The 24,781-nt window shown below is 63.0% G+C and carries 23 protein-coding genes and 1 pseudogene; 19 read left to right on the top strand and 5 right to left on the bottom strand.

Annotated features, from left to right (window positions below; all coding sequences use genetic code 11):
* Positions 1-18: 18 nt before the first annotated feature.
* Positions 19-318, top strand: a complete 300-nt coding sequence (locus RX327_RS16315) for an acyl-CoA dehydrogenase family protein (RefSeq protein ID WP_283809425.1) — start codon at positions 19-21, stop codon at positions 316-318.
* Here the strand turns inward: RX327_RS16315 and RX327_RS16320 are convergent.
* Together RX327_RS16320 and RX327_RS16325 are read right to left on the bottom strand one after the other, a co-directional pair.
* Entirely contained in the window at positions 272-1,003 is a 732-nt protein-coding gene (locus RX327_RS16320) for an IclR family transcriptional regulator (protein ID WP_244482435.1), read from the bottom strand. The genes RX327_RS16315 and RX327_RS16320 overlap by 47 nt on opposite strands.
* A gap of 118 nt (positions 1,004-1,121) precedes the next feature.
* Entirely contained in the window at positions 1,122-1,964 is an 843-nt protein-coding gene (locus tag RX327_RS16325) for an IclR family transcriptional regulator (protein ID WP_317250840.1), read from the bottom strand.
* Here RX327_RS16325 and RX327_RS16330 point away from each other — a divergent pair.
* The 6 genes from RX327_RS16330 (at position 1,945) to RX327_RS16355 (ending at position 8,919) form a co-directional block, all read left to right on the top strand.
* Complete coding sequence (locus RX327_RS16330; protein ID WP_317250841.1) at positions 1,945-3,258, top strand: acyl-CoA dehydrogenase family protein; 1,314 nt, start codon at positions 1,945-1,947, stop codon at positions 3,256-3,258. The two genes, RX327_RS16325 and RX327_RS16330, sit on opposite strands and share 20 nt — an antisense overlap.
* Positions 3,255-4,778 (top strand): class I adenylate-forming enzyme family protein, encoded by a 1,524-nt coding sequence (locus RX327_RS16335; RefSeq protein ID WP_063779947.1) that lies wholly within the window; start codon positions 3,255-3,257, stop codon positions 4,776-4,778. The genes RX327_RS16330 and RX327_RS16335 overlap by 4 nt, the downstream gene beginning before the upstream one ends.
* Positions 4,775-5,989 carry an ABC transporter substrate-binding protein gene (locus RX327_RS16340; protein ID WP_050386190.1) on the top strand — a complete coding sequence of 405 codons (1,215 nt, stop codon included), beginning with the start codon at positions 4,775-4,777 and terminating at the stop codon, positions 5,987-5,989. The genes RX327_RS16335 and RX327_RS16340 overlap by 4 nt, the downstream gene beginning before the upstream one ends.
* A 62-nt stretch (positions 5,990-6,051) precedes the next feature.
* Positions 6,052-6,876, top strand: coding sequence for a DUF1932 domain-containing protein (locus tag RX327_RS16345; protein ID WP_244482433.1), 825 nt, complete (start codon positions 6,052-6,054; stop codon positions 6,874-6,876).
* A gap of 13 nt (positions 6,877-6,889) precedes the next feature.
* Positions 6,890-8,020 (top strand): Ldh family oxidoreductase, encoded by a 1,131-nt coding sequence (locus tag RX327_RS16350; RefSeq protein WP_050386188.1) that lies wholly within the window; start codon positions 6,890-6,892, stop codon positions 8,018-8,020.
* Between the two features lie 2 nt (positions 8,021-8,022).
* On the top strand, positions 8,023-8,919 hold the full coding sequence (locus tag RX327_RS16355; protein WP_082190716.1) for an amidohydrolase family protein: 897 nt from the start codon (positions 8,023-8,025) through the stop codon (positions 8,917-8,919).
* Positions 8,920-9,238: 319 nt separating this feature from the next.
* On the opposite strand, the gene RX327_RS16360 is transcribed toward RX327_RS16355, so the two are convergent.
* Both RX327_RS16360 and RX327_RS16365 read right to left on the bottom strand, forming a co-directional pair.
* Entirely contained in the window at positions 9,239-10,438 is a 1,200-nt protein-coding gene (locus RX327_RS16360; RefSeq protein ID WP_317251269.1) for an ABC transporter substrate-binding protein, read from the bottom strand.
* Between the two features lie 56 nt (positions 10,439-10,494).
* Entirely contained in the window at positions 10,495-11,634 is a 1,140-nt protein-coding gene (locus tag RX327_RS16365) for an acyl-CoA dehydrogenase family protein (RefSeq protein ID WP_050386186.1), read from the bottom strand.
* Between the two features lie 83 nt (positions 11,635-11,717).
* On the opposite strand from RX327_RS16365, the gene RX327_RS16370 reads away from it, so the two are divergent.
* The 4 genes from RX327_RS16370 to RX327_RS16385 are packed head-to-tail and all read left to right on the top strand — an operon-like array spanning position 11,718 to position 16,909.
* Positions 11,718-12,584: a FadR/GntR family transcriptional regulator gene (locus tag RX327_RS16370; protein ID WP_050386185.1), complete on the top strand. Its 867-nt coding sequence runs from the start codon at positions 11,718-11,720 to the stop codon at positions 12,582-12,584.
* A gap of 59 nt (positions 12,585-12,643) precedes the next feature.
* Positions 12,644-13,453 (top strand): enoyl-CoA hydratase/isomerase family protein, encoded by an 810-nt coding sequence (locus RX327_RS16375; RefSeq protein WP_317250842.1) that lies wholly within the window; start codon positions 12,644-12,646, stop codon positions 13,451-13,453.
* A gap of 14 nt (positions 13,454-13,467) precedes the next feature.
* On the top strand, positions 13,468-15,705 hold the full coding sequence (locus RX327_RS16380; RefSeq protein ID WP_050386183.1) for an acyl-CoA dehydrogenase: 2,238 nt from the start codon (positions 13,468-13,470) through the stop codon (positions 15,703-15,705).
* A gap of 10 nt (positions 15,706-15,715) precedes the next feature.
* Positions 15,716-16,909: a CaiB/BaiF CoA transferase family protein gene (locus RX327_RS16385; RefSeq protein WP_050386182.1), complete on the top strand. Its 1,194-nt coding sequence runs from the start codon at positions 15,716-15,718 to the stop codon at positions 16,907-16,909.
* 21 nt (positions 16,910-16,930) lie between these two features.
* On the opposite strand, the gene RX327_RS16390 is transcribed toward RX327_RS16385, so the two are convergent.
* Positions 16,931-17,425, bottom strand: coding sequence for a MarR family winged helix-turn-helix transcriptional regulator (locus RX327_RS16390; protein WP_050386181.1), 495 nt, complete (start codon positions 17,423-17,425; stop codon positions 16,931-16,933).
* 205 nt (positions 17,426-17,630) lie between these two features.
* On the opposite strand from RX327_RS16390, the gene RX327_RS16395 reads away from it, so the two are divergent.
* From RX327_RS16395 to RX327_RS16430, 8 genes and pseudogenes are all read left to right on the top strand, one after another.
* Complete coding sequence (locus RX327_RS16395; protein ID WP_028334208.1) at positions 17,631-17,957, top strand: hypothetical protein; 327 nt, start codon at positions 17,631-17,633, stop codon at positions 17,955-17,957.
* A gap of 13 nt (positions 17,958-17,970) precedes the next feature.
* Positions 17,971-19,290 carry a Rieske 2Fe-2S domain-containing protein gene (locus RX327_RS16400; RefSeq protein WP_050386180.1) on the top strand — a complete coding sequence of 440 codons (1,320 nt, stop codon included), beginning with the start codon at positions 17,971-17,973 and terminating at the stop codon, positions 19,288-19,290.
* On the top strand, positions 19,287-20,237 hold the full coding sequence (locus tag RX327_RS16405) for a PDR/VanB family oxidoreductase (RefSeq protein ID WP_317250843.1): 951 nt from the start codon (positions 19,287-19,289) through the stop codon (positions 20,235-20,237). The genes RX327_RS16400 and RX327_RS16405 overlap by 4 nt, the downstream gene beginning before the upstream one ends.
* A 27-nt stretch (positions 20,238-20,264) precedes the next feature.
* Positions 20,265-20,987: pseudogene (locus tag RX327_RS16410) on the top strand (ABC transporter substrate-binding protein); the annotation flags it as partial.
* Between the two features lie 55 nt (positions 20,988-21,042).
* Positions 21,043-21,489: an ABC transporter substrate-binding protein gene (locus RX327_RS16415; protein ID WP_317250844.1), complete on the top strand. Its 447-nt coding sequence runs from the start codon at positions 21,043-21,045 to the stop codon at positions 21,487-21,489.
* Positions 21,490-21,539: 50 nt separating this feature from the next.
* Positions 21,540-22,823: a CoA transferase gene (locus tag RX327_RS16420; protein ID WP_317250845.1), complete on the top strand. Its 1,284-nt coding sequence runs from the start codon at positions 21,540-21,542 to the stop codon at positions 22,821-22,823.
* Complete coding sequence (locus RX327_RS16425) at positions 22,820-24,016, top strand: thiolase C-terminal domain-containing protein (protein ID WP_028334213.1); 1,197 nt, start codon at positions 22,820-22,822, stop codon at positions 24,014-24,016. The genes RX327_RS16420 and RX327_RS16425 overlap by 4 nt, the downstream gene beginning before the upstream one ends.
* Before the next feature lie 77 nt (positions 24,017-24,093).
* A complete protein-coding gene (locus tag RX327_RS16430) occupies positions 24,094-24,495 on the top strand; it encodes a Zn-ribbon domain-containing OB-fold protein (protein ID WP_082190724.1) in 402 nt (133 codons plus the stop codon).
* Positions 24,496-24,781: the final 286 nt, after the last annotated feature.

Consider the following 24,781-nt stretch of genomic DNA (forward strand, 5'->3'; position numbering starts at 1 on the left):
GGCGACAATGCGTTTGCCGTGGCGATCGCAAAGTCCCGTTGCGGCGAGGCCGCCGGACAGGTTGCCGCCATATGCCATCAGGTGCACGGCGCCATGGGATTTACGCAGGAGCACCCGCTGCATTATGCCACTCGCCGGTTGTGGTCATGGCGCGACGAATGGGGCGCCGAACCGTGGTGGCAGGAAAAAATTGGCCGGGTAATCTGCGCGCGCGGCGGAGAAGGCTTCTGGCCGCTGCTGGTCGACCGGCAGGAAGCTGTCGGCGCCGCGCCTAGGCCGACGGAGCTGGCCGGAGATAGCGCTGCACGACATCATTGAGCAGTGCGACGATCTCGGCTCGACGTCGTGTCATGTCCTGCAGAGGACCTGACACTGCAACGGCGAGCGCTCTGTTCCATCCGTCGATGCCTTCGGGCAGGGGAATGGCAATCGACCCTGCGCCCGGCGTCACCAGTCCTGCCGAGAAGAAGTAGCCATCACGCCGCGTGCGACCGACATTCTCGACCACCTGATTGGTGTCGATACGCGGAATGCCGAGCGCTGCTTCCGCGTTCGTGCGCGTGCAGAGGCCGCGGATCTCTCTGTCGTTACATGCAGTCAGCAGCGAAAAGCCGGTCGCCGACCAGACCACCAGCCGCCGGGATCCCGGCGGAACGTGGAAGCGCATCGCGGACCTCGCCTGCAGCACGTGGATATACTGCGCGAAGATGCCGTTGCGCGCGGCGATGATCACCGTGTCGCCGGTCTTGTGGGACAGCTCTTCAAGCATCCTGATCAGGCTGCCGTTTCTGACCGGGCCCTTGTCCAGCCAGGTCCCGAGCAGGGTGACACGCGGTGAGGGCAGGAAGCTGCGGCTCTCCGGCAAATAGTCCATGTAACCTAGCTCGACCAGGCAGTTGAGGAGGATGGAGGTCGATGATTGCGGAAACGCAAGGCGTTCGGCCACTTCGGCAACCCGCGCGTCGCGCTGAATTTCGTCGAAGAACTCAAGAATCCGAAGCACGCGTCCCGCCGACTTGACCGAGCCCGCTGCGGGAGGGCCATAGCTCGTGGCTTCCGTGATTTGACTGTCTGCGGAGATTTTGGTTCTTCGTGTGGGCATTGTACGACGACTGATCCTGCTATTTTCGCAGACGCCTGGTCTTCTCTTGTTCAGATGTCCGCGTCGTCCCGCTGCGCATTTTCAAGGCGATCCCCAATTCGCTGGCCGCATCGCGCACTACAGACAATATCTGCTGGGCGTCGCGTGAAATCAGTTCGGACAGACCGCCGATTCCAAGTCCGATAGGTTGCTCAAGCGGTCCGCGCGGCATCGCAACGCAGACAATGCCGGCGCCGAGCGAGATCCGCCCCAGCGAAATCGCAAACCCGGTCCGTCGGATTTGCTTCAGCTCTTCCATAATTTCGGGAAGCGGCGAGACGAATGGATTCGCATTCCATAGATTGGAAACGTCGGAGGGGCGGATGCCTTGTGCTCCTTCGTCCTTGACGCGTCGTTTCGTCTGTTGCCAAAGCTCCTCGACCGTCTGGTCTGGCATCTCCGAGAGCAGCAGTCGCCCCATGCCGGCTTCCATCAGTGGCAGCCGCGATCCCACCGGGATGTCGAGGCGCATCGCGTGACGACCGGGAATCACGTCGATGTAGCGCACACACAGATCAGACGGGACGCCGAGCAGGATCGTCTGGCTGGTGCGTTCACCAACCGCGACCATCAGCGATCTAACGTCCGCGCGCGAGACGCTCGGCTCGACCCAGTTGCCCAACGCCGCCACCCGGCTGCTGGGAAGGATTCCCCGACTATCATGATCAACGACGAGATAACCGGCATTGATCATGCTCTGTACGATCGTCGACGTGCTCGACTGGGGAAATGCGAGACTTGCCGACAGTTCCGCGATGGTCACGGCCCGCTGTCTGGAATCGATGTACTCCAGAATCTGCAACGTGCGCAGTGACGACTTCACACTGATTCCCAAGGACTTGCCGGATCGTGATCGTGGCATGTTTCCTCCATTTAATCATATATATGATATTAAATATCTTATTGACGATCAAGACAATCTGCGTTGTTCTCTCGGCGAAAACAAATGCGAAGGAAACGCGATGGAAGGCTTGCCGAACACCATGTGGCAGCCGGCGGTCGAGGTCGGGTTCGTGGACGAGGTGCGGCGGTTCGTGAAGCACCGCATCGTGCCGCTGGCCAATGAGATCGACGCCAAGGACCTGTACCCAGCCGAGATCGTTCGCGATCTTGCAAAGCTTGGCTGCAACGCGATCTCGCTGCCAAAGAAATTCGGCGGCCGCGAGCTGGGCTACGCCCATAGCGTAGCCGCCTGCGAGGAGATCGGCTACGGAAGCGCCGCCGTCGCGATCTGTCTGATCACGATCTTCCAGGCGCAGACGATGCTAAACACGTTCGGCTCGGAGAGCCTCAAACAGCGCTATCTGCCGCAATTCGCGGAGGGGCTGATCGCTTCCTACGCCCTGACTGAAGCCTCGCATGGCAGCGATATTCGCAGGCTCGATACCAAGGCGCACAGGGACGGCGACGCCTGGGTTCTGAACGGCGAGAAGTCGTTTATCACGTCCGGCTCACGCGCCGAAGTGTTTGTGATCCTTGCACAGACAGATATCGGCGTATCAGTCTTTGTCGTCCCGCGCGAATGCGCCGGGGTCTCTACATATGTCGGAGAGAACTCCGCAACCTTCGGTCTGCGCAACGGCCCGCATGTCAACGTTCGGCTGCAGGACGTGCGGCTTCCGCTGGATCACCTGGTCGGGCAGGAGGGCAAAGGCGTCCGGCAGGCGGTGACGACGCTCGACTATTCGCGCACACTTGCCGCGGGCATTTCGGTCGGTATTGCAAGGGCCGCGTTTGACGCAGCCCTTGTGTTCGCGCGCGATCGCACCGCGTTCGACCAGAAGGTTGTCAATTTTCAGGGTATCCAATGGTACTTCGCGGACATGCTGGCGAAGATCGATGCCGCGCGCCTGTTGGTTTACGAGGCGGCGCGGGCGCTGGACAACCATGACGACGTCATCCGTCGGGCCAGTGCCGCGAAGCTGTTCGCTTCGGAGGTAGCAACCGAGGTCGCGGCGCGCTGCGTCCAGATCTGCGGCGCCTACGGCACGATGGTGAACGCGCCGTTCGGCCGCTTCATGCGCGATGCCAAGACCTATGAGATAGGCGGCGGCTCCTCCGAAGTGCTGAAGAACGCCTTGGCCAAGTGTGTCGTCAGCTACGCGGCCGAGCTATGATCCTGGAACGCCTGGCACACTGGGCATCAGTCACGCCACAAAAGCCGTTTGTGGTCACTGCGGAGCGATCGTATTCGTTTGCGGAAATCCATTCGCTATCGCTCAGATGCGCGCGACTGCTGCAAGGGCGCAGCATCGGAAAGGGCGATCATGTTGCTCTTATCTCGGGGAACTCCGCCGCGTTCCTGGTCGCGTGGTTCGGTATCAATGCGGCCGGTGCCGTTGCCGTGTGCCTGAACGACCAGTTGAAGGGCGACAGCATCGACTATCTGGTGGCGCAATCCGATTCCAGGCTGATCATGGCCGATGAGAATTGGCTGGGCTCGAGGCGTGGTGATCTTCGTGACGGCCGGGCCGAGCTTCCCGTTGTCGCGATCGACGACGAAAAGTTTCTTCTGGAGCTTGCCGCTCTTCCCGAGAGCGAGGTCGCCGACATCGCGCCGCATGATGCCTGTACGATCCTGTATACGTCGGGAACGACCGGGCGTCCGAAGGGCGTGATATGTGCGCATGGCGGTTACGCGGCGACTGGAGTGCAGTCGGCCCGCATCCTCGAACTGACCGCGGAGGACCGCATCTTCGTCTATCTGCCGCTATATCACACGAATCCACAGACCTATGCGGTTATGTCGGCGTTGACGGTGGGCGCATCGCTCGGCCTGCGGCGGCGGTTTTCGGCGACTTCGTTCTTCGAGGATGCGAAGGCCGTGGAGGCGACCGGTTGCACGTTCGTCGGCACGGTACTCGCGATCCTGGCGGCACGCTATTCCGTACCGATGCGCGACCACATGATGCGCTTTACGATCGGAGGCGGTACGACAGCCGAACTCGCCCGCACCATCGAGGACCGCTTCGGTTTCAAGGTGCACGAACTCTACGGCATGACCGAGGTCGGAGGTTGGGTATCCGGAAGTACGGCTGGGGACCACAAGCTCGGCGCCAACGGCCGGGTGCGGCCGGACATGCAGGTCCAGATCGTCGACCCGGATGACAATCCGCTCCCGACCGGCGAGCGCGGCGAGATAGTGGTTCGGCCGCTCGAACCGAACCGAATCCTGCTCGGTTACTACAACAAGCCGGACGAGTTAGCGAAGGCGAGCCGGAACTTCTGGTTTCACACCGGCGATGTCGGCAGCTTCGATTCCGACGGATATCTATATTTTCATGGACGTACGAAAGAGCTCATTCGGCGTGGTGGAGAGATGATCTCGCCGCAGGAGCTCGAGGGCCGTTTGCTGAAGCTGCCCGGGGTCCGGGATTGCGCGATCGTAGGCGTTGCGGATCCCATCATGGGCGAAGAGGTCAAGGCGGTAGTCGTGACGGACTGCGATTTCGATCTGCGCGACGTGCGCGGGCGGCTTGCCGATCAGGTGCCGACATACATGCTGCCTCGGTTCGTCGAGCGAGTTCTCGCGATACCGCGCACCCAGACAGAGAAGATTCTGCGTCGCGAACTCCAATACATCGATGATCGGGTCACCGATCTCACCAATAATGAAAACAGGAGGAATTTGAAATGAAAGGGCTTGCGAGGGTACTTGGTGTACTGGCTTGCTGTCTGGCGACCGGTGCCTGGGCCGGAGACAAATCGGGGACGGTGAAGATCGGTGTCCTGACCGACATGACCGGGGTGTTCTCCGATCTGACCGGAAATGGATCGGTCGAGGCAGCCAAGATGGCGATCGAGAAGTTTGGCGGCAAGGTCAACGGCCGTCCGGTCGAACTCGTGTTTGCCGACCACCAGAACAAGGCCGACGTCGGCCTTGGTATCCTGCGTCGCTGGTATCAGGTCGACGACGTCGATGCGGTATTCGACTTCGCCAACTCGGCCGTCGCACTCGGCGCCGTCGAGATCACGAAGGAATTCGACCGGGTGATGGTTCCGTCTGGCGTCGGCGCGACCGACCTGACCGGCTCCAAGTGCTCGCCCAACACGATCCACTGGACCTGGGACTCCTATGGAAACGCCAATGCGCTGGTCAAGAGTGTGATGCATCAGGGCGGAAAGAAGTGGTTCTTCGTCACGGTCGACTATGCGTTCGGGCACAGCCTTGAGGAGAACGTCACGAAGTTCGTCAAGGCAGCTGGTGGTACCGTGCTGGGCTCCGTGCGTCATCCGCTCAACACGTCGGACTTCAGCTCTTATCTTCTTACGGCGCAGTCGTCCGGTGCGGACGTCATCGTGCTGGCCAGCGGCGGAGCCGATCTCTCGAACGCGATCAAGCAGGCACGCGAGTTCGGGATCACGTCGGACAAGTACAAGATTGTCGCGCCGCAGTTCAATCTTGCCGTCGTACACGCGGCGGGCCTTGACGCTACGCAGGGTCTGCTCGCCGCTGGCAGCATGAACTGGACCAAGGACGAGACGACGCGAGCCTTCGCGACCGAGCTCGCCAAGCGCAACAAGGGGATTCACCCCGATGCGCTTCAGGGCGGCGTTTACTCCTCGGTGCTGGCCTATCTCGGCGCCGTCGAGAAAGTCGGCAGCACCGATGGCCGCAAGGTGGTCGAATATCTGAAATCGGTCCCGGTCAAGGACCCGCTGCTTGGCGATGGCGTGGTCCGCGCCGATGGACGTATGACGCATCCGGTGCAGATCTTCCAGGTCAAGTCGCCAAAGGAATCGAAGGAGCCATGGGATTACTTCCGGACCATCGATACGATCCCCGGCGACCAGGCGTTCCGGCCGCTGAATGAAAGCGAATGCCCGCTCGTCAAAGCGTCACGATGACCGGCACACCCTCGATTGCACTCGTCGGTCTCGGTGAGGTCGGCACCAGCTTTGCGAGCGCATTGCTCGATCGCGGTGTCGAGCTGAAGGTTGCCTCGCGTGCATCGCCGCGCGCGACGGCCTCGGCGAAGAAGCTCGGCATCGACGTCGACGAGGATGTCGCGCGCGCGGCGAGCACGGCCGACGTCGTGCTGCTGACGATCACCGGCGATGGGCTGCGCGACGTGGTCAAAACAATCGCACCGGTACTACGGGAGCAGGCGATCCTTGCCGACCTGACCGCCGCCGATCCGCCACAGGTGATTGCGGCCGCCGAAATGCTCGGTGCGAACCGTGCGCGGTTCGTCGATGTGGCGATCATGGGCGCCGTCAGCCTGCACGGCATCCGGACGCCCTTGCTGGCGTCAGGGGAGAAGGCAACGGACTTCGCGGAGGCGATGAATGCGCTCGGCTTTTCCGTATCGGCCCGCGACGGCTCCGCGGTTGGCGATGCATCGAGCCTGAAGCTGCTCCGGAGCCTGTTTGCCAAAGGCCTCGATGCGCTGGTCGTGGAGTCGATGCTGGCCGCGGAGGCACTCGGCTTGCGTCAGGACCTGATCGAACTGCTCGGCGATTTCGATCAGCGTCCATTGCGCGACCACATCGACATGTATCTGAGGACGCATCCTCCCCACGCCGGCCGGCGGCTGGTGGAGATGGAGCTGGCGGAAACGCAGTTGAAGTCGCTCGGGCTCAGGAGCCTGACCACCCGCGCGACCATCGATCGCTATCGCCACACAACGGACCTGGTCCGGCAGGGTGGGGCGATGACGGGGCTGGATGCTCCAGCGGCCCTGCAATGGCTTCTGGCCGCCGAACGAGCCAGCACACATAAGAACAAGAGCTGAAGGACATTCGCCGATGGATTCGGAGGAGATGGATGCGAAGGAGCGGCTGGTCTACGTCACGCCCGCGCTTTTGAAGAGGCAGATCGAACTTGTGTTGTCGGCATGGGGGATGACGCCGGACAAGGTCAACGTGATCGCGGATCTATTGGTCGAAACCGATCTGCGCGGCATCGAATCTCACGGCGCGTCCATGCTCCCTCTCTATGACAAGATGCGGCGCGCCGGCGGACTCAACATGACGCCGCAGCCGCGGATCGTGAAGGAGAATGCCGCCACGGCTCTCATGGACGGCGATGCGGGCCTCGGCCATCCCGTCGCGGTCGAGGCGATGAACCTCGCGGTCACCAAGTGCAAGGCGATTGGCATCGGTGCCGTCTCGGTCGTCAATTCGCATCACTTTGGAGCGACCGGGCTCTATGCCGAGATGGCGGCGCGCCAGGGTGTCATCGCACTTGTCACGTCGTCGGCTCGTACCGTTGCAGTGCTCCCGACCGGCGGCACGACGCCCGTGCTCGGCACCAACCCGATTGCGTTCGCAGCGCCGGCCGGCAGGGGGGATCCGTTTCTTCTAGACATGTCGACCTCCGCGGTCGCCGCCAACAAGGTCAAGGTCTACGCATATCATCAGACGCCGCTTCCGGTCGGCTGGGTGGTCGACGGCTCCGGAAAGCCGGTCACCGACGCCACGGAAGGCTTCCGGACCTGCATGGAGAGCGACGTCGGCGGATTGATGCCGATGGGCGGCACCCGCGAAACCGGCACCCATAAGGGCTACGGTCTTGCCGTGATGGCGCAATTGCTCGGCAGCACGCTGGCGGGCGGCTCGTTCTCGCCGTTTCGCAGCCGGGATGCGAAGCCGGGCACGCCCGACAATATCGGTCATTTCTTCCTTGCGCTGGATCCGGATTTCTTCCGCGCCGGCGGGTTATTCGAGGACGACGTCAGCGACATCCTAGATCACCTTCGCGCGACGCCTGCCGTCGATCCGGGCAGCCCAGTGATCGTCGCCGGTGAGCCGGAATTCGCGCGCAGAGCGGAGCGGCTGAAGACCGGCATTCCACTCAACGATGCGTTTCTGGATGAAGTGAAGGCCGTCGCAACGAGCGCGGCCGTCGATTTCATTCTCGATTCAAAGGTCCAGTGACGATGCTTCATTTCGACGGTGTCATTAAGGACTGTCTCCCTCCGCGACTGGCTTCAGCTCCGGAGAGGATCAAGGTTCCGGCTGGCGCGTGGGAGACGCATGCCCACGTTATCGGTCCCGCAGTCGACTATCCTTTCGTATCAGGCAGACACTTCAATCCACCGCCGGCATCGCCTGCCGATTTCGTCGCGATGCTCGACAGGGTCGGCATGCAGTATGGTGTCGTCGTGCAGGTGTCGGTGCACGGAACCGATAACCGTCTGCTCGTCAAGGCATTGCGCGAATACCCCGACAGGCTGTGTGGGGTCGCCGTGATCGACCCCGATATCTCCGACAAAGAGATCGCCGAGCTCAAGGATGCCGGCGTGCGCGGTATCCGCATTCTCGATATCGTCGGTGGCGGTGTCGGCCTGCAGAATCTCGAAGTCCTGGCGGACCGCTGCGCGGAAGTTGGCTGGCACGTTCAGGTCGCGACCCGCGGCGAGACTTATCCCGAAATCGTCGATCGACTGCTTCGACTGCGGGCACCCTTCATCATCGATCACATGGGGTGGTGCGCCGCGGCAAACGGCCTTAACAGCCCCGAATTCCAGGCGGTGCTCCGCATTGTCCGAAACTCAAGCTGCTACGTGAAGCTGTCCGGCGGCTTCAGACTTTCGGCGCAATCCTATCCGTTCCGCGACGTCGTTCCGTTTGCCGAAGCATTGATCGATGCCGCGCCCGATCGGATGGTGTGGGGAAGTGACTGGCCCCATGTCGGTCTCTACGACGCTGCCACTGTCCCGGATGTCGGCGAGATCCTCGATGGGCTCGCCAAGTATACCGCTGATGTTCAGCAGCAGCACAAGATACTGGTGTCTAACCCAGCTAAGTTCTACGGGGTTCCCGTCGCCACCTAGTCCCGCGCCTGATTTCCCACCTGGAAAAGGGCTTATGCTCTTTTCGAGTGGGATCTGGAGCCGGCAATCAATGGCCATCACACTTTTTGCTGCGTGCCTCACTCCGACAAGGTTTTGGGCCCGACCCTGACGTCCGGCCCGGTGACGCATTGGCGCCGCCGCTGAGGTTCCAGAGATAACGCTCTGTGCAGACTCGCCGGCCCCCCACCACCACCAGTGCCTTCCGGTGATGGAACATGGCTGCTCGGGCAGCTCTAACCGGGCCCGGCTGTTGTCCTGACCTAGCGAGAGCCTTGGTGGCTCTCGCCGACAGTGTGGTCTAGTCGGCCGATAGAGGGGCGCCGGTCAAGGACCAGCTTTCTCCGTCAAATGTCGCAATCCGCAGAGTTCTGAAGGGCGTGTAGTCTCCGGGCCGGGTGCTGATCGCGACGCCTGGGAGCATCATCGGCAATCGCTCGCCATTGAGCGAGGTCGCCTGCTTCATGAGGTTCTCGCGGGTCAGGTCGTCGCCGCATTTGCGCAGAGCCAGCTCCACGGCGTGCACGTTCATATAGGCAACGAGCACAGAATAATCGTCCGGATTGGCTGAAGGTGCATACGCCTTCAAGAACTCCTTGTAGGCCTTGACTTCCTCATCATTGGCCCAGGCTGGGTCGCCCGGTTGCTTGAGGAATTGCGTTGTGACCAGCCTTTTCGATGCTTCGAGGCCTGCGGGCTTCAGGATAGTTTCGACCGATGCGGTCGAGCCGCCGATCACGTGCAGCGGCTTCCAGCCGAGCTCGTAAACCTTGCGGATCGATTGCGCGGCTGCCTTCGACGACGACTGCTCGATCAGGGTGTCGACACCGGCGGCCTTCAGCTGGACGATCTGCGAGTCGATCGTCGGATCGGCGAGCTCGTAGGAAGCCTGGGCAACGATCAACTCGGCCTTCGGACCGAGGCCGGCGCGGAGACCCTTGAGGTAGTCCTTGCCATAGTCGTCATTCTGATAGAGGACGCCGATCCTGGCGTCCGGCTTTGCCGTCAGGATGTACTTGGCGACGACGCGGCCTTCGGTTTCGAAGTCGGGATAGAGCGGGATAGTCCAGGGAAATGCCTTGGGATCGTTGAAGCGGCGTCCGCCGGCGGTGATGAAGAGTTGCGGCACCTGCTTGGCGTTCAGGTACTTCTGGATCGCGACGTTGGGCGCGGTACCGATCGTGCCGACCTCGGCCAATATGCCGACGTCCTCGATCAGCTTGCGTGATTGTTCGACCGCTTTCGGCGCGCTGTAGGCATTGTCGAGCTGCGTGAAGTTGATCTTGCGGCCGTTGATGCCGCCTTTGGCGTTCAGCATCTCAAAGTAGCCGACCACCGCCCGCCCGGCGCCCGCGCCGAACGCGGATGCGGGGCCACTCAGCGGCGTCGATTGGCCGAGCTTGATCTCGGTATCGCTGGCACCGGGACCGTAGGCTTTCTGAGCATAGGCAGGTACCGCCAGAAGTGCCGACAGCGCGCCGGCTATCAGCGCCTGGTTCATGATATGGTTCAAGGTCGTTCCTCCCGGTAATTGTATCTTCTTGAAATCGATCTGCACTATCGCAGCAGCTCGCGGGCGATCACCACGCGCTGGATCTGGTTGGTGCCTTCAAAAATCTGGGTCAGCTTGGCATCGCGCATCATGCGTTCGACCGGATAGTCCATCGTGTAGCCATAGCCGCCGAAGATCTGGACCGCGTCGGTCGTCACCTTCATCGCCATGTCGCTGCCGACGCATTTGGCCATGCTGGCAAGCACGTTGAGCCGCTTCCAGTCGCCGGCATCGCCGGCGCGGGCACATTCGTAGACCAGTGCGCGGGCCGCCTCGATCTGCATGGCCATGTCGGCGAGCATGAACTGCACGCCCTGGAATTCGGCGATCGGCTTTTTGAATTGCTTGCGCTCCTTGGCGTAAGCGACGCACGCATCCAGTGCGCCTTGGGCGAGACCAACGGATTGCGCGCCGATGGTCGGCCGGTTGAGGTCGAGCGCGCGCATCGATGCGCGAAAGCCCCTGCCTTCCTCACCGACAAGGTTTTCGGCGGGGACCCGGACATTGTCGAAGAAGATCGGCGTGTTGGGCGCGCCGCGGAAGCCCATCTTGCGCTCGTGGCGCCCGAACGTGATGCCCGGCATTTTCTTCGGCTCGACGATGAAGGCGCTGATGCCGTCCGCACCGGCGCCGTCACTGGTTCGCGCCATGACCACGATGTAGTCGGCGGCGACACCATAGCTGCACCACTGCTTGCGGCCATTCAGCACATAGCTTTCTCCGTCCTTGCGGGCGCGGGTATTCAGCGCGGCGACATCTGAGCCGGCCTGCGGCTCCGAGATTGCGATCGCCGTGACCACGCCGCCCTCGGCGATGATCGGCAGATATTTCTTGCGCTGCTCCTCCGAGCCGAAATGCATTAGCGGCATGATGAACATGGTGTTGAGTGCCGCGATCGATGCGCAGGCGGGCGAGACCTTCGAGATCTCCTCGCGCGCGATGCAGGCCATGGTCAGGTTGCCGTTCGGGCCGCCATAGCGTTCCGGCACCCAGAGCTGCATCAGCCCCATCTCGCCGAACAGCTTGACCAGCTCGAGCGGGAAGCGGTCGGTTTCGTCGATCTCGGCGGCGATCGGCGCCACGTGCCTCGCGACCATCCTGCGCACGTTGTCGCGGAACGCGACCTGCTCCTCGGAAAAACTCATACGAACTCCCGGTTTGTTTTCTTTGCGGAAAGCCCAAAAAAGGGGCTTCCATTGAATGGGTGATCCATTTAATAATCCACCGCATGAGCACCAAGTCAAGCCCTCGCGCGCCGCAGCGCTCCCGTGCCGCCTCGCCGAGCCGCCGGGAGCGGGTCTCCGATCATCGTGCGGTCGGCCCCCCGGCCGCGCCGACATTCAAGCCAATTCACACCAGACGGACATTCGAGGAGATCTGCGAGCGCATTCGCGAGCAACTGGCGCTCGGCGTGCTGAAGCCCGGCGACAAGCTGCCGGCCGAGCGCGAACTTGCGCAACAGCTCGGGGTCAGTCGCAACGTGCTGCGGGAAGCGCTGCGCAGCCTGGAAATGGCCGGCGTGCTCCGGCTGCAGAAGGGCGTCAAGGGCGGCGCCTTCATCCAGCAGGGCGACACCCGCCGCATGAACGAGGTCATGCGCGACATGCTGAGCCTCGGCACGATTTCGGTGCGGGAATTGTCGGAGGCGCGGGTCCACGTCCTCGACCTCGTGGTGCAGCTGGCTTGTGCCAATGCCCGCCGGGCCGATCTCGATGCATTGGAAGCCAATATCGAGCGGACGGAGCTTGCGACGAAGGAGGGCCGGCTGCTCGACCGGGTCGAATGTTCGCGCGAGTTCTACAAGCTGCTGGCGGCCTCGACCGGCAACAAGGTGATTGCGATGATCGTGGACTCGGTGACTGAGATCCACATGCGCTTCGTCTACGCCAAGGTCGCCTCGAGCGGGGTCGCGATGGCGCGGCTGGCGGAAAAGCGGCGGCAATTCCTGGCGGCGCTCAGCGAACGGAACGTCGATCTGGCAAGCCGATTGCTGCGATCGCATCTGGAATCCGTGCAACGCATGCTCGAGCAGGATCCGGGCGCCATGTCGCTTCACGTCGCATTGGCGGATGTGCAGCCCGGGATGCGCCGCTAGCGCGCGCGCCTGAGTTGCCAATAATCAACAACTCAAACAGCGAAACAATGGAGGCAAACGTGTCCAATTACGCCAAGTATGAATGCCTGACGGTCGAGGTCGCGGACAAGGTCGCGACCGTGACCTTGAACCGCCCGCAGGCGCGCAATGCCATCAATCAGAAGCTGATCCGGGAGTTGCGCACGATCTGGGACGACCTCGCCGACGATCATGCCGTTAATGCTGTGGTGCTGACCGGCGCCGGCGACTTCTTCAGCGTTGGTGGCGACGTCAAGGCGATGTCCGAGCGGCCTGGCGGCGATGTGCTCGAAGAGGGCGAGGTACATGATCCCATGATTAGCCGCCGCGGAGTCACCCGCCAGCTCGAGCTCGACAAGCCCATCATCGCGGCGATCAATGGCGACGCCATCGGCCTTGCGGCTACCCATGCGCTGCTTTGCGACATCACGGTGATGGCGGAAGACGCGCGGATCGGCGACACCCATGTCTCGCGCGTCGGCCTCGTCGCGGGCGATGGCGGCGCGGTGATCTGGCCGCTGCTGATGGGCATCAACAAGGCCAAGGAATTCCTGATCCGCGGCACACTCCTGAAGGGAAATGAGGCGGAGCGGATCGGGCTGGTCAATCATGTCGCGCCGCGCGCGGAGGTGTTGGCCAAGGCCCGCGCGATCGCGGTCGAGCTCGCGAACGGTCCGACCTGGGCCATTCGCTGGACCAAGCTGTCGATCAACCAGATCGTCAAGGAGCGGGTCAACATGCTGCTGGAGGCGTCGATGGCGCTGGAGCAGGTGACGTTCGAGACTGCCGACCACAAGGAAGCGACTATGTCGTTCAAGGAGAAGCGGAAGCCCAGGTTCGGCCAGGCATAGCGCGGGGCTTCACCATGGCGGCGATCGAAGCGTCGAATGACGATGTCGCAGGAGTGCTGCGCGATTCCTTGCGCGGTTTCCTGGACGAGCATTGGCGTCCACTCGGTTTAGCCGCGCCGTCCTCGCCGGAAGAGGTGTCGGCGATCTGGCGCAAGCTCGTTGGGCTGGGCGTCGCCGCGCTTGGTGCGGAGAGCGGCGAAGGCGGGCTCGCCGAAATCCTCATCGTCATGGCGGAACTCGGCCGGGCCGGCTGTCCGGCGCCGATGTGGTCTGCGGCGCTCGCCAATCTTGCGATCTCCGGATCGCAGGTCGATGTCGCAGTGGATCTGCTGGATCGGCTGCAGTCCGCGAAGGCGACCGTTGCCTTCTCATTCGGCGCGCTGGATCCGGACGCCGGCACAGGAGCGGTTGAGGTCGCGGACCTCAAGGCAAAGGGCACGCTTCGTTTTGTCGAGGCTGCCGGAGGCGCGACGCATCTTCTGGTCGTTCTAGACCAGGCCCAACTTGCGCTGATCAATCTTGGTGGTCCCGGTGTCGAGTGCGTCGCAACTCGCGCGATGGGAGCGTGGGGGCTCTATGAGGTCCGGCTGAACGAAGCGCCGCTCACGCGCATTCCCGCAGGGACGGTCGATCTCGACCATCTCCGTATCAAGGGCAGAGCGATGTTGACCGCGCGCGCTCACGGCGCGGCGCGGCGTGCCTTTGAGCTCGCCGTGGACTATGCCAAGGAGCGGCACCAGTTCGGGCAGCCGATCGGCAGGTTCCAGGCCATCCAGCACAAGCTGGCCGACTGCCTGATCGCGCTAGAAGGCGTCAGGTTGATCCTCGACCATGCCGCCAGACTGCATGATGGCGGCGAGGGCGGCTGGCGCTACTTCGCCGATTGCGCATCGGCGTTCTCCGGTCATGCGCTGCGGCAGGTGTCGCTGGAGATCCAGCATACGTTCGGTGCCATCGGCTATGCCGAAGAGCACGAGGCGCCGATCCACTTCAAGCGCGTGCATCTCGATACGGTTGCGCTCGGCGGCGCCTCGGATGCCAAGAGCGGGCTGGCAGCGCGGCTGCTGGATGCGGGCGGCGTCGGGCTGCCGCAATATGACCTCGGGTCGGCTGGGAATGCGTTTCGTGATCAGATCCGGCTCTGGCTCGAGCAAAACTGGACTGGAGATACGAAGCAAGCGTTCGACGTAAGGCCGTTCGCCAAGCGTGAGTTCGATGCCGGCTTCGCCCGCGACATCGGTGAGACCGGATGGATCGGCCTTGGATGGCCAAAGCAATTCGGCGGCCAGGCGCGATCGCCGCTGGAGCAGATCGCCTTCATGGAGACGATGGAGCGGGGCGAGGCGCCGCGAATCGGCGCGGCGATCCAGGCCAATGCGCTGATGATGTTTGGCACGGCAGCGCAGCAGCAGAAATACCTTCCGGAAATCCTGCGTGGCGAAGCGATGCACGGTATGGGCTACAGCGAGCCGCAGGCAGGGTCGGACCTTGCGGCGCTGCGCACCAGTGCGGCCAGGGACGGCGATCACTGGGTGATCAACGGCCAGAAGATCTGGACCACCACCTGGTGGGGCAAATACATGTTCCTCGCCGCGCGGACCGACAAGGACACGAAGCCGCCGCACGCGGGCATCAGCATGTTCATCGTGCCGATGGATTCGCCGGGCATCACGGTCCGTCCGTCTGCTACCATGTATGATGGCACGTTTGCCAACATCTTCTACGATAATGTCCGCATCCCCTCCGAGAACCTGGTTGGCGGGGTCAATGGCGGTTGGAAAGTGTTGACCGGCGCGCTGGCCTTCGAGCGCGGGCTGGTCGGTGGCGGGATCGTCCTGAAGGTCGCGCACGCCTTCGAGCAGCTGCGTTTGCATGTAATGGCGAAGCAAGGTGATCGGTCTCTCGCTGATGATCCAATGATCCGCGACAGGATGGCGACCCTGGCGTCAGAGATCGAGATCGGCCGGCTCTTGATGATGCATTGCGCCGAACTTGCCGCCGACGGCATGACGCCGCCGGAATATGGCGCGATCAGCAAGGTGTTTTCCGGTGAGCTGATGGAGCGCTTCGGCGAGGCTGCGCTCGACATCCTTGGCATGCGCGCCGCGCTGTCCGAGCAGATGCCGGGCGCGATCGACAACGGCCGCTTTGAGCAAAACCTGCGGCATTCGCTGATGTGGGTCATCAGCATCGGGACCAATGAGATTCAGCGCAGTCTGATCGCGCAACGCGCGCTCGGGATGCCGAGATAGGAGAGATCGGATGCAGAAGGATGGCGACAGGGCGCCGCTCGCCGGCGTGCGCGTGCTCGATTTCTCGATCATGGTGGCGGGGCCCTATTGCGCGCGGCTGCTCGCCGACGTCGGCGCCGAGGTCATCAAGATCGAGCCTCCGGAAGGCGACGATATGCGGTTGCGAACGCCGCTGCGCGAAGGCCACAGCACCTATTTCGGCCAGCTCAATGCCGGAAAGCGTAGCCTGGCGCTGGACCTGAAGAATGCCGACGCCATCAGGCTCGTACATCGCATGGTCGCGGAGGCGGACATTCTCGTCGAGAATTTCCGCCCTGGCGTGATGGACCGCCTCGGCCTTGGCTACGAGACGCTTCGCGAGATCAACCCGCGCCTCATCTATTGCTCGATCTCGGGTTATGGCCAGTCAGGCCCAGCCGCCGAGCGCGCGGCTTATGCGATGATCGTGCATGCCGAGAGTGGATTCGATCACTCCCTGATGCGCTATGCCGGCGACCGGGAGCGTCCCGCGCCGGGCGCTATTTTTGTGGCCGATATCCTCGGCGGTATCTTCGGCTATTCCGCGATCCAGACCGCGATGGTCCAGCGTACGCGCACCGGGAAAGGACAGCGCGTCGATGTAGCCTTGATGGACTGCATGCTGAATCTGCTGGTCTATGAACTTCAGGAAGCGCAATTCCCGATCCGTGCGCCGCGCCCGACCTATGGGCCGGTCCGCACGCGCGACGGCGATATCCTGATCGCCCCGGTCACGCCGCGTAATTTCGCGGCGCTGTGCGAGGTGACTGGGCAGGAAGAGCTGGTGAACGACCCCCGCTTTTCGACCATTCCGGCGCGCGGCGCCAATTGGACCGCCATGATGCAGGTGATCGAGAAATGGACGGAGCGCCACACTGTCGCTGAATGCATCGCGGCGCTGGATCGCGCCGGCGTTCCTTGCGCCGATTACCGGACGCCGGGCGCGGCGCTGACCGATGACCATTTGCGCCAGCGCGGTGTGTTCGGGACGGTCTCGGATGGCGCCGGCGACTTCGTCGGCGTCAATGCGCCATGGCAGATGTCCGGGGCCGATACGCCGATGGGAAGCCGCGTTCCCGGGATCGGCGCGCAGCGGGATGATGTGTTGTCGCGGATCCTGGAATTGTCGCCCGACGCAATCGCTGCACTTGCTGCCGCCGGCACATTTGGAAAGGCGCCGGCCTAGGAGGGCCGCGCGTCGGCGACCTCAGGTATCGGCCGGAGCGTCTGGCGGCGGAGCCTTCGCGATCGCAAGTAGACATTTCAGGAAATGCGCGCGGTCTTCCTTGCGCAGCGGAGCCAGCATGATGTTTTGCAGCTCAGCGGCGGCCGGAATGACGGCCAGAAGCGCTTCCTCTCCCTTGGCGGTGATCTGCACCTGGAGCGAGCGGCGGTCGTCCGGATTGTCCTTCTTTGAGACCAGCCGGCGCGCGACCATGCGCTTGAGCATTTCGCTCAGCGTGTTGCGGTCGCAACTGATCCGCTCCGCCAGCACGGAGGGGGTGAGGGGCCCCAACTGATACAGCGCCATCAGCACGCCGAACTGCCGCGGCGTGATATCGCTCTGGCGCGTCATGCTTTGGTAGAGGCCGTCGTAGCGGGCCTCCAGCAGCCGCAGCAGAAATCCGACGCCGCCTTCGAGTTGCCAGTCGCGCGCGATGTCTGTGGCCGAGTTCGTCTTCATACCCTTGTCGGCTGCCATGCCGTCGTTGAATCCCAGCTGCGATGTTTCGAATTCGCCTTAGCCGTTAGCAGCTTGGCCTGACGTCCTCAACCCTGTGGCAAACCGCGGTCCAAGTCTGTTCCGCGCGCGATGGATCGCGCCCTCGGCTCTTGCCAGCCCTCCGGCTATGTAGTACGTATACGTATCAAACGCGATGCGTAGACATCGTTCAGGGAGGTTGAACTTGGACCTGCGTGAGCTGCTGTCGATCCCCTATCTGCTTGAGGCCGAGGCGGTCGAAACCGAGCCGGGGCAGTGGCGGGTTCGACTTGCCTATCCGGAGCTGCCGGGGTGCACGGCGGAAGCCTCCGTCGTCGAGGAGGCTCTGCGCGAGCTCGAGCGGCGCCGCATCGAATTGATCGTCCGCCTAGTGGAGGAGGGCAAGCAGCCTCCGATCCCACGCAAGCCGCTCACCGCATCCGATCCGCTTTGGACCGCTCAGGATCTTGGACTGTCTGACCGTGTCGCCACGCTTCTCGGCGGCGCGACGGGCCCGGCCACACGCAATTGAAGGAGGCAAACCCATGCTCTCGCGCGAAGACAATGAACGCCTGGTGAGGGTCGGCAAGGGCACGCCGCTCGGCGACCTCTTTCGCCTTTACTGGATTCCATTTCTGCCGTCGGCGGATCTCAGCAAGGACGGGCAACCGAAGCGCATCCGGCTGCTGGGCGAGGATCTGGTCGCCTTCCGCGACACCGAGGGCCGCGTCGGATTGGTCGACCAGGCCTGCCCGCATCGCGGCGCACCGCTGATCTTCGCAAGAAACGAGGATTGCGGGCTGCGCTGCGTCTATCACGGCTGGAAATTCGACGTCACCGGTGCCGTGACTGACATGCCGGCAGAGCCGGTGCGCAGCCGCCTCAAGGAGCGGGTGCGGATCAAGGCCTATCCCTGCAAGGAGCGCAACGGGATGATCTGGACCTATATGGGTCCGGACCAGGCCGAGCTTCCGGCGTTGCCGAACCTCGAATGGAATCTCGTGCCGGCCGAGCAGGTGCACATCTCGGTTCGCGTCCAGGAGTGCAATTGGCTGCAGGCGGTCGAGGGCGAGATCGATTCGGCGCACGCGCCGCTGCTTCATGGACGGCTGGATGCGCAGGGCACGACGAGCGCCTGGATCCAGAAGCGCGACCTGCGCCCGACCTTCGAATGCATCAAGCAGGATTTCGGCATGAGCATCGCCGCGCGGCGGAATTACGATGCCAACACGTTGTATTGGCGGGTCAACCAGTTCCTTCTGCCGTTCTATACGCTGGTGCCCCCGCTGTCTCCGTTCCCGGATCTGAGCGGGCATGCCTGGGTGCCCATCGATGACGAGAACACGCTCTGTATCATGTTCTCCTATCATCCGTCGGAGCCGCTGCTGGAGAAGACGCGGCAGGTCTTTGCAGAAGGACACAAGGGCCGCGAGAGTGGCCACGCCAGCCGCCACGCGCTCGTGCAGCACCCGGTGACGGTGCCGTATGCCGGCTACTGGACGAGATACAACCCGCAGAAAGGTTTCCAGTTCGACTACGAGGCTCAGCGGACCACCTGGTTCTCGGGCCTGCCGGGGCTCTGGGTGCAGGACGGTGCGTGCCAGAGTGGCGTCTCGCCGATTTTCGATCGCACCAGGGAGACGCTCTGTTCGAGCGATACCGGCATCGCGATGACGCGGCGCTTCATCCTGGAGGCGCTCGGCGCCTATCGCGATCACGCGATCAAGCCGAAGGGTGTGTTGGACCCCGACGTGTTCATGGTGCGGGCGGTGTCGCTGCGGCTGCCGCCGGAGGATTCCTGGGTCGATGTCGGCGCACCGTTCATGCGGGCGAAGCTCGGTGCCGATTTCGGGTACGAGCTGTGAGCGCATCCAACCGGGAGGTTCTGGTCAAGCGCATTGGCTACGAGGCCGAGCGGATCCACTCCTACGAGCTGATCGCGCGGACGGGCAGCGAGCTGGCCCCGTTCACAGCCGGCAGCCATATCGACCTGCATCTGCCGAACGGCATGATCCGCAGCTACTCGCTGGTGAACCATCAGTGCGAGCGGCATCGCTACGTCATCGCGGTCAACAAGGATGCCGGGAGCCGCGGCGGCTCCAGCTTCATTCACGACGCTGTCAGGGTCGGGGACATCATCGCGATCTCCGGGCCGCGCAACAACTTCGCACTTCAGGAAGAGGCTGAGCATTCGGTCCTGATCGCTGGCGGTATCGGCATCACGCCGCTGCTGTCAATGATCCGGCGCCTGGAAGCGCTCGGATGCCGATGGGACCTGTTCTACGCCGCAAGGACGCGCGCCGCTGCCGCATTTCTCGACGAACTCGGCACGTATCGATCGAGGGTCCATGTCGATTTCGACGACGAGCGATCGGGACGGGTTTTCGATCTGCCGGCGATCGTCAGGAACGCGCCGGCTCACGCGCATCTTTATTGTTGCGGTCCGCTGCCCATGCTCGAGGCGTTCGAGGCGGCGACGGCCGATCGTCTGGCCGATCGCGTGCATGTCGAATATTTCAAGGCGCGGGAAGCCCCGGCCACCGAGGGCGGCTTCGACGTCAAGCTGACGCGAAGCAACCGCACCATCGCGGTCGAGGCCGGGAAGACCATCCTCGATGCGCTGCTGGATGCCGGGATAGCCGCGAACTACGCCTGCACCGAGGGGGTCTGTGGAACCTGCGAGACGCGCGTCCTGGACGGCATACCGGATCACCGCGACCAGTTTCTCAGCAAGGAGGAACAGGCGGCCAACAAGAGCGTCATGATCTGCTGCTCGGGCGCCAAGTCCCGCACGCTCGTGCTCGATCTCTAAGACAACAACATACGACGGGTGGAAACAATGAAGTATCTTTCGCGTATTGTCGGAATAGCCCTCCTGGCCGCTTGCGCCAGTGCGCCCGCGTCGGCGGACGCTGCGCGCTCCCTCAAGATCGGTGTGCTCAACGACGCGTCCGGCCCTTATTCGGACAACGCCGGCGGAGGTTCGGTGACGGCGGCCAAAATGGCGACCGAGGACTTCATGCGGCTTCATCCGGATTTCAAGGTCGAGATCGTCTCGGCCGATCACCAGAACAAGGCCGATGTCGGCGCCGCAATCGCGCGCCGCTGGATCGATCAGGAGAAGGTCGATGCAGTCGCTGATGTGCCGAACTCGGCCGTCGGGCTCGCCGTCAACGAGGTCGTGCGCGGCACCAAGGCGGCGCTGATCGCGTCGAGTGCGGCGTCTTCCGACCTGACCGGAAAATACTGCTCACCCAATACGATTCAATGGACCTTCGACACCTGGGCGGCCTCGCACACCATCGGCGCCTATCTCGTGCGTCACGGTGGCAAGAAATGGTACTTCATCGCCACCGACAATGCGCTCGGCAAGTCGATGGTGCGCGATGGGACGGCGGTGATCGGCGCCGGCGGCGGCACCGTTCTCGGATCGGTCAACGTGCCGATCAATAATGCGGACTACGCGTCGTTCATCCTACAGGCAGAAGGCTCGGGCGCCGATGTGATCGCGTTCGCGACCGCCGGCGGCGACACCGTCAGCCTGATCAAGCAGTCCGCCGAGTTCGGACTAAAGCAGAGTGGGCGTACCTTCGCGGCGCTGCTGACCACCACCAACGATGTCGAGTTCGAGCGGCCTCGCGGTCGGCGAGGGGCTGATCATCACCCAGCCGTTCTACTGGGACCTCAACGATGCCAGCCGCGCATGGTCGGCCAGATTCGGCGAGCGGCAGCATGGGCAATCGCCGACTGCCTTCCATGCCGGCGTCTATTCGTCCGTGCTGGCCTATCTCAACGCGGCGTTGGCGGCAGGAACCAATGACGCGCCGGCCGTGATCCAGAAGTTGAAGGAGACGCCGATCGACGACGCCTTGTTCGGGCCGATCGTGGTGCGCGCCGACGGCCGCGCCATTCACAACATGTATATCCTGAAGGTGAAGAGCCCGACTGCGTCGAAGAGCAAGTGGGATCTGCTGGAGCAGGTCGGCGTGTTGTCCGGGCCGGAAGCCTTCCGGCCGCTCGACCAGGGTGGATGCCCGCTCGTCGAGCCACCGAAGAGCAACTGACGACAGCCGCGGTCCTCGGATCAACATTTCTCAAACCAACGGATATCCCGATGCTGGACCAACTCGAAGCCGATTTCCCCGAGCACACGCCTCGTCCTCCCGGCGCGCCAAAGGCGCTCGAGGGGATTCGGGTGATCGATTTCTCGCATTTCATCGCGGGACCGTTTGCGACCATGATGCTCGCCGACATGGGCGCCGAGGTCATCAAGATCGAGGCGCCGGGCCGCGGCGACGATCTGCGCCGCTATCCCCCGGTGCATCCCGATCTCAAGCACGGTGCGCCGTTCCTCTGGACCAACCGCAACAAGCGCAGCGTTGCTCTCGATCTGAAGTCCCCGGAGGGCCTGAAGGTTGCGCGTGAGCTGATCGCGACGGCGGACGTCCTCGTCGAAAACTTTTCGGCGAGCGTGATGGCGCGGCTCGGGCTCGACTATGAGAGCTGCCGCAAGATCAAGCCCGAGATCATCTATTGCTCGGTGTCGGCCTATGGCCGCGACGGGGCGTTTGCGGACCGGCTCGGCTTCGATCCGATCGCGCAGGTCGAGAGCGGCTTCGTGTCGATGAACGGCTACGCCGACCGGGAAGGGGTGCGGGCCTTGTCGCCGGTGATGGACATCAGCACCGCGATGATGGCGAGCAATGCAATCCTTGGCGCGTTGTTGGCGCGCGAGCGCAGCGGGCAAGGCCAGGCCATCGAGGTGTCATTGTTCGACAATGCCGTCCTGATGACCGGCTACGCGACCACGCAGTCGCTCTTCAATGGCACCGATCCGAAGCGAAGCGGAAACACCAGCCCGGACACGTGTCCGTCGGGCGTGTTCCTGGCGAGCGATTGCTCGTTCTATATCAACTGCGGCAATGACAAGATCTTCCAACGCCTGATGGCGCAGGTCCTTGAGCGCGAGGATCTCGCGGCGGCCGAGATTTATGCAACCGGCCCTGACCGAATCCGCAGGCGCGAGGAGTTGTTCGCGATTCTCGGCGATGCCTTTGGCCGGCAGCCCTGGTCGCACTGGCAGTCGCGGATGCGGGCGGCTGGCGTCCCCTGTGGCCAGGTGCGGACCGTCGGCGAGGCGATCCGCTCACCGGAGGCGAGGGAACGCGGGATCGTCACCCGGATCCCGCACGAGATGGTGGGGTGGGTGCCCAATGTCAACCTGCCGATCCGCTATTCGCGGACGCCGATCGTTGATCCCGTCGCGGCACCGACCGTTGGGCAGCACACCGGAAACGTGCTGCGCGAGTTGCTCGGCTATGATGAGGCGGAGGTCGCGCGCCTCATCAAGGGCGGAGCCTTCGGCAGCCAGGCTTCGCAACGGGATGCCAAGCCGTGACCGGGCGCGCGCGAGACGAGCGTACGCTGCGGGGCCGCGTGGCCGTGATCGGGATCGGTGAAACCGAATATTATCGTCATGGCGCTTCTCCCGATCCGGAATTCAAGCTCGCGCTGAAGGCGATCCTGGCGGCCTGCGAGGATGCCGGGCTCGATCCCCGCGAGATCGATGGCTTCTCTTCCTACAGCGACGATCGCAGCGAGGCGTCACGGCTGGCTGCAGCGCTGGGCACGCATCGATTGCGCTCCGCCACCATGCAATGGGGCGGAGGCGGCGGCGGTTGCTGCGCGGCGGTCGCCAACGCGGCCGCCTCGATCGTCGCAGGCCTTGCCGATTGTGTCGTGGTGTTCCGTTCATTGGCGCAGGGCCAATATGGCCGTTTCGGACAGGCAGCCGGGATTCACACCGTTTCCGGCGAACGGTCCTATCTGATGCCCTATGGTGTGCTGGCGCCCCCGCAGCGCTTTGCCATGCGAGTGCAGCGCTACATGCACGAGCATGGCGTGCGGCAGGAGGCGCTACGCTCGATTGCTCTCGCCTCCTATCATCATGCCCAGGCCAACCCGCGTGCCGTGATGCATGGCAGGCCGCTGCACGCGGAGAAATACGATGCCTCGCGCTGGATCGTGGAGCCATTCCATCTCTACGATTGCTGCATGGAGAATGACGGAGCGGCGGCCTTGCTGCTGGTATCGGTAGAGCGCGCCAAGGACTTCGCGTCCAAGCCGGCCTACGTACTCGGTGCGGCCTTCGGCTCGGGCCATCGTGCAGCCGCGACGGCGCACAACGCGCCGCTCTACGCTACCGCGAGCTTCGACACAGTTGCCCCCGATCTGTACCGCATGGCCGGGGTAGGGCCGTCAGATGTCGGCGTGGTCCAGGCGTACGAGAACTTCACCGGCGGTGTCGTGATGGCGCTGGCGGAGCATGGCTTCTTCAGGCCCGAGAAGGCCAACGACTTCCTGACTTTCGACAATTTGATCGCTCCATCCGGGAGGCTCCCGCTCAACACCAGTGGCGGCAACCTTGCCGAATGCTACATGCACGGCTTTGAGCTGGTGCTGGAAGCTGTTCGTCAGGTGCGTGGCGCGTCGACGAGCCAGGCTCGACGAAATGATGTTGCGTTGGTGATCGGCGGCCCGATGGTGACGCCGGCCAGTAACCTCATCCTGGGTTCGGAGGCAACGTTATGAGTGGACCTACGCACTATCTCCCTGTCGGGTTGCCCATTCCAGTGGGCGAGCCGGACGGCCTCTCGACACCCTATTGGATGGGCTTGCGTGAAAATCGCCTACTGGTGCAACGCTGCGATCGCTGCTGCACCTGGCAGTTCGGGCCCGAATGGATTTGCCACAATTGTCATTCCTTTGATCTCACGTGGACTGACGTCGAGCCGACTGGCCGCATCTACAGTTGGGAACGCGTGTGGCATCCATCCCACCCGGCGCTAAAGCAGTGCGCCCCATATCTCGCGCTGCTCGTTGAGCTGCCACACGCCGGTGGCGTACGCATGGTGGGTAATCTGCCGGGCGATCCCCGGCAGACCGTGGTCATCGGAACCGAGGTTAAAGGGGTGTTCGAACATCACCTGGAGGCCGATCCAGTGTTCTCCTTGCTGCACTGGTGGCTACAGCGAGACGCTGACGCGTCGGACAGTCGATCGGGCGCCTAATGAGATTGCGGGCTGGCAAGAAACCCTTCAGACAAACCGCGGCTTAGACGGTTTGCCTTGGCATGATTGGCATGAGATGGCTCCGGAAGGCTCAACAATGGACTGGAGTGAGAGTTCAGAGTTTCAATGGGTTATAGGGCTGCGAGTGCACGGCATGTGCACTGGAAGATCAAGAGGAAGTATGAACGAGAGCAGATCCTCCCTTTTCTGGAGGATATAGATTTGCGCTCGCATGTGCAGAACTCGCGCCGAAGGGTTCGTGCGCGGTGTGCAACTTCCCACTCAA

It is taken from the genome of Bradyrhizobium sp. BEA-2-5 (assembly GCF_032918025.1).
Taxonomy (GTDB): Bacteria; Pseudomonadota; Alphaproteobacteria; order Rhizobiales; family Xanthobacteraceae; genus Bradyrhizobium; species Bradyrhizobium pachyrhizi.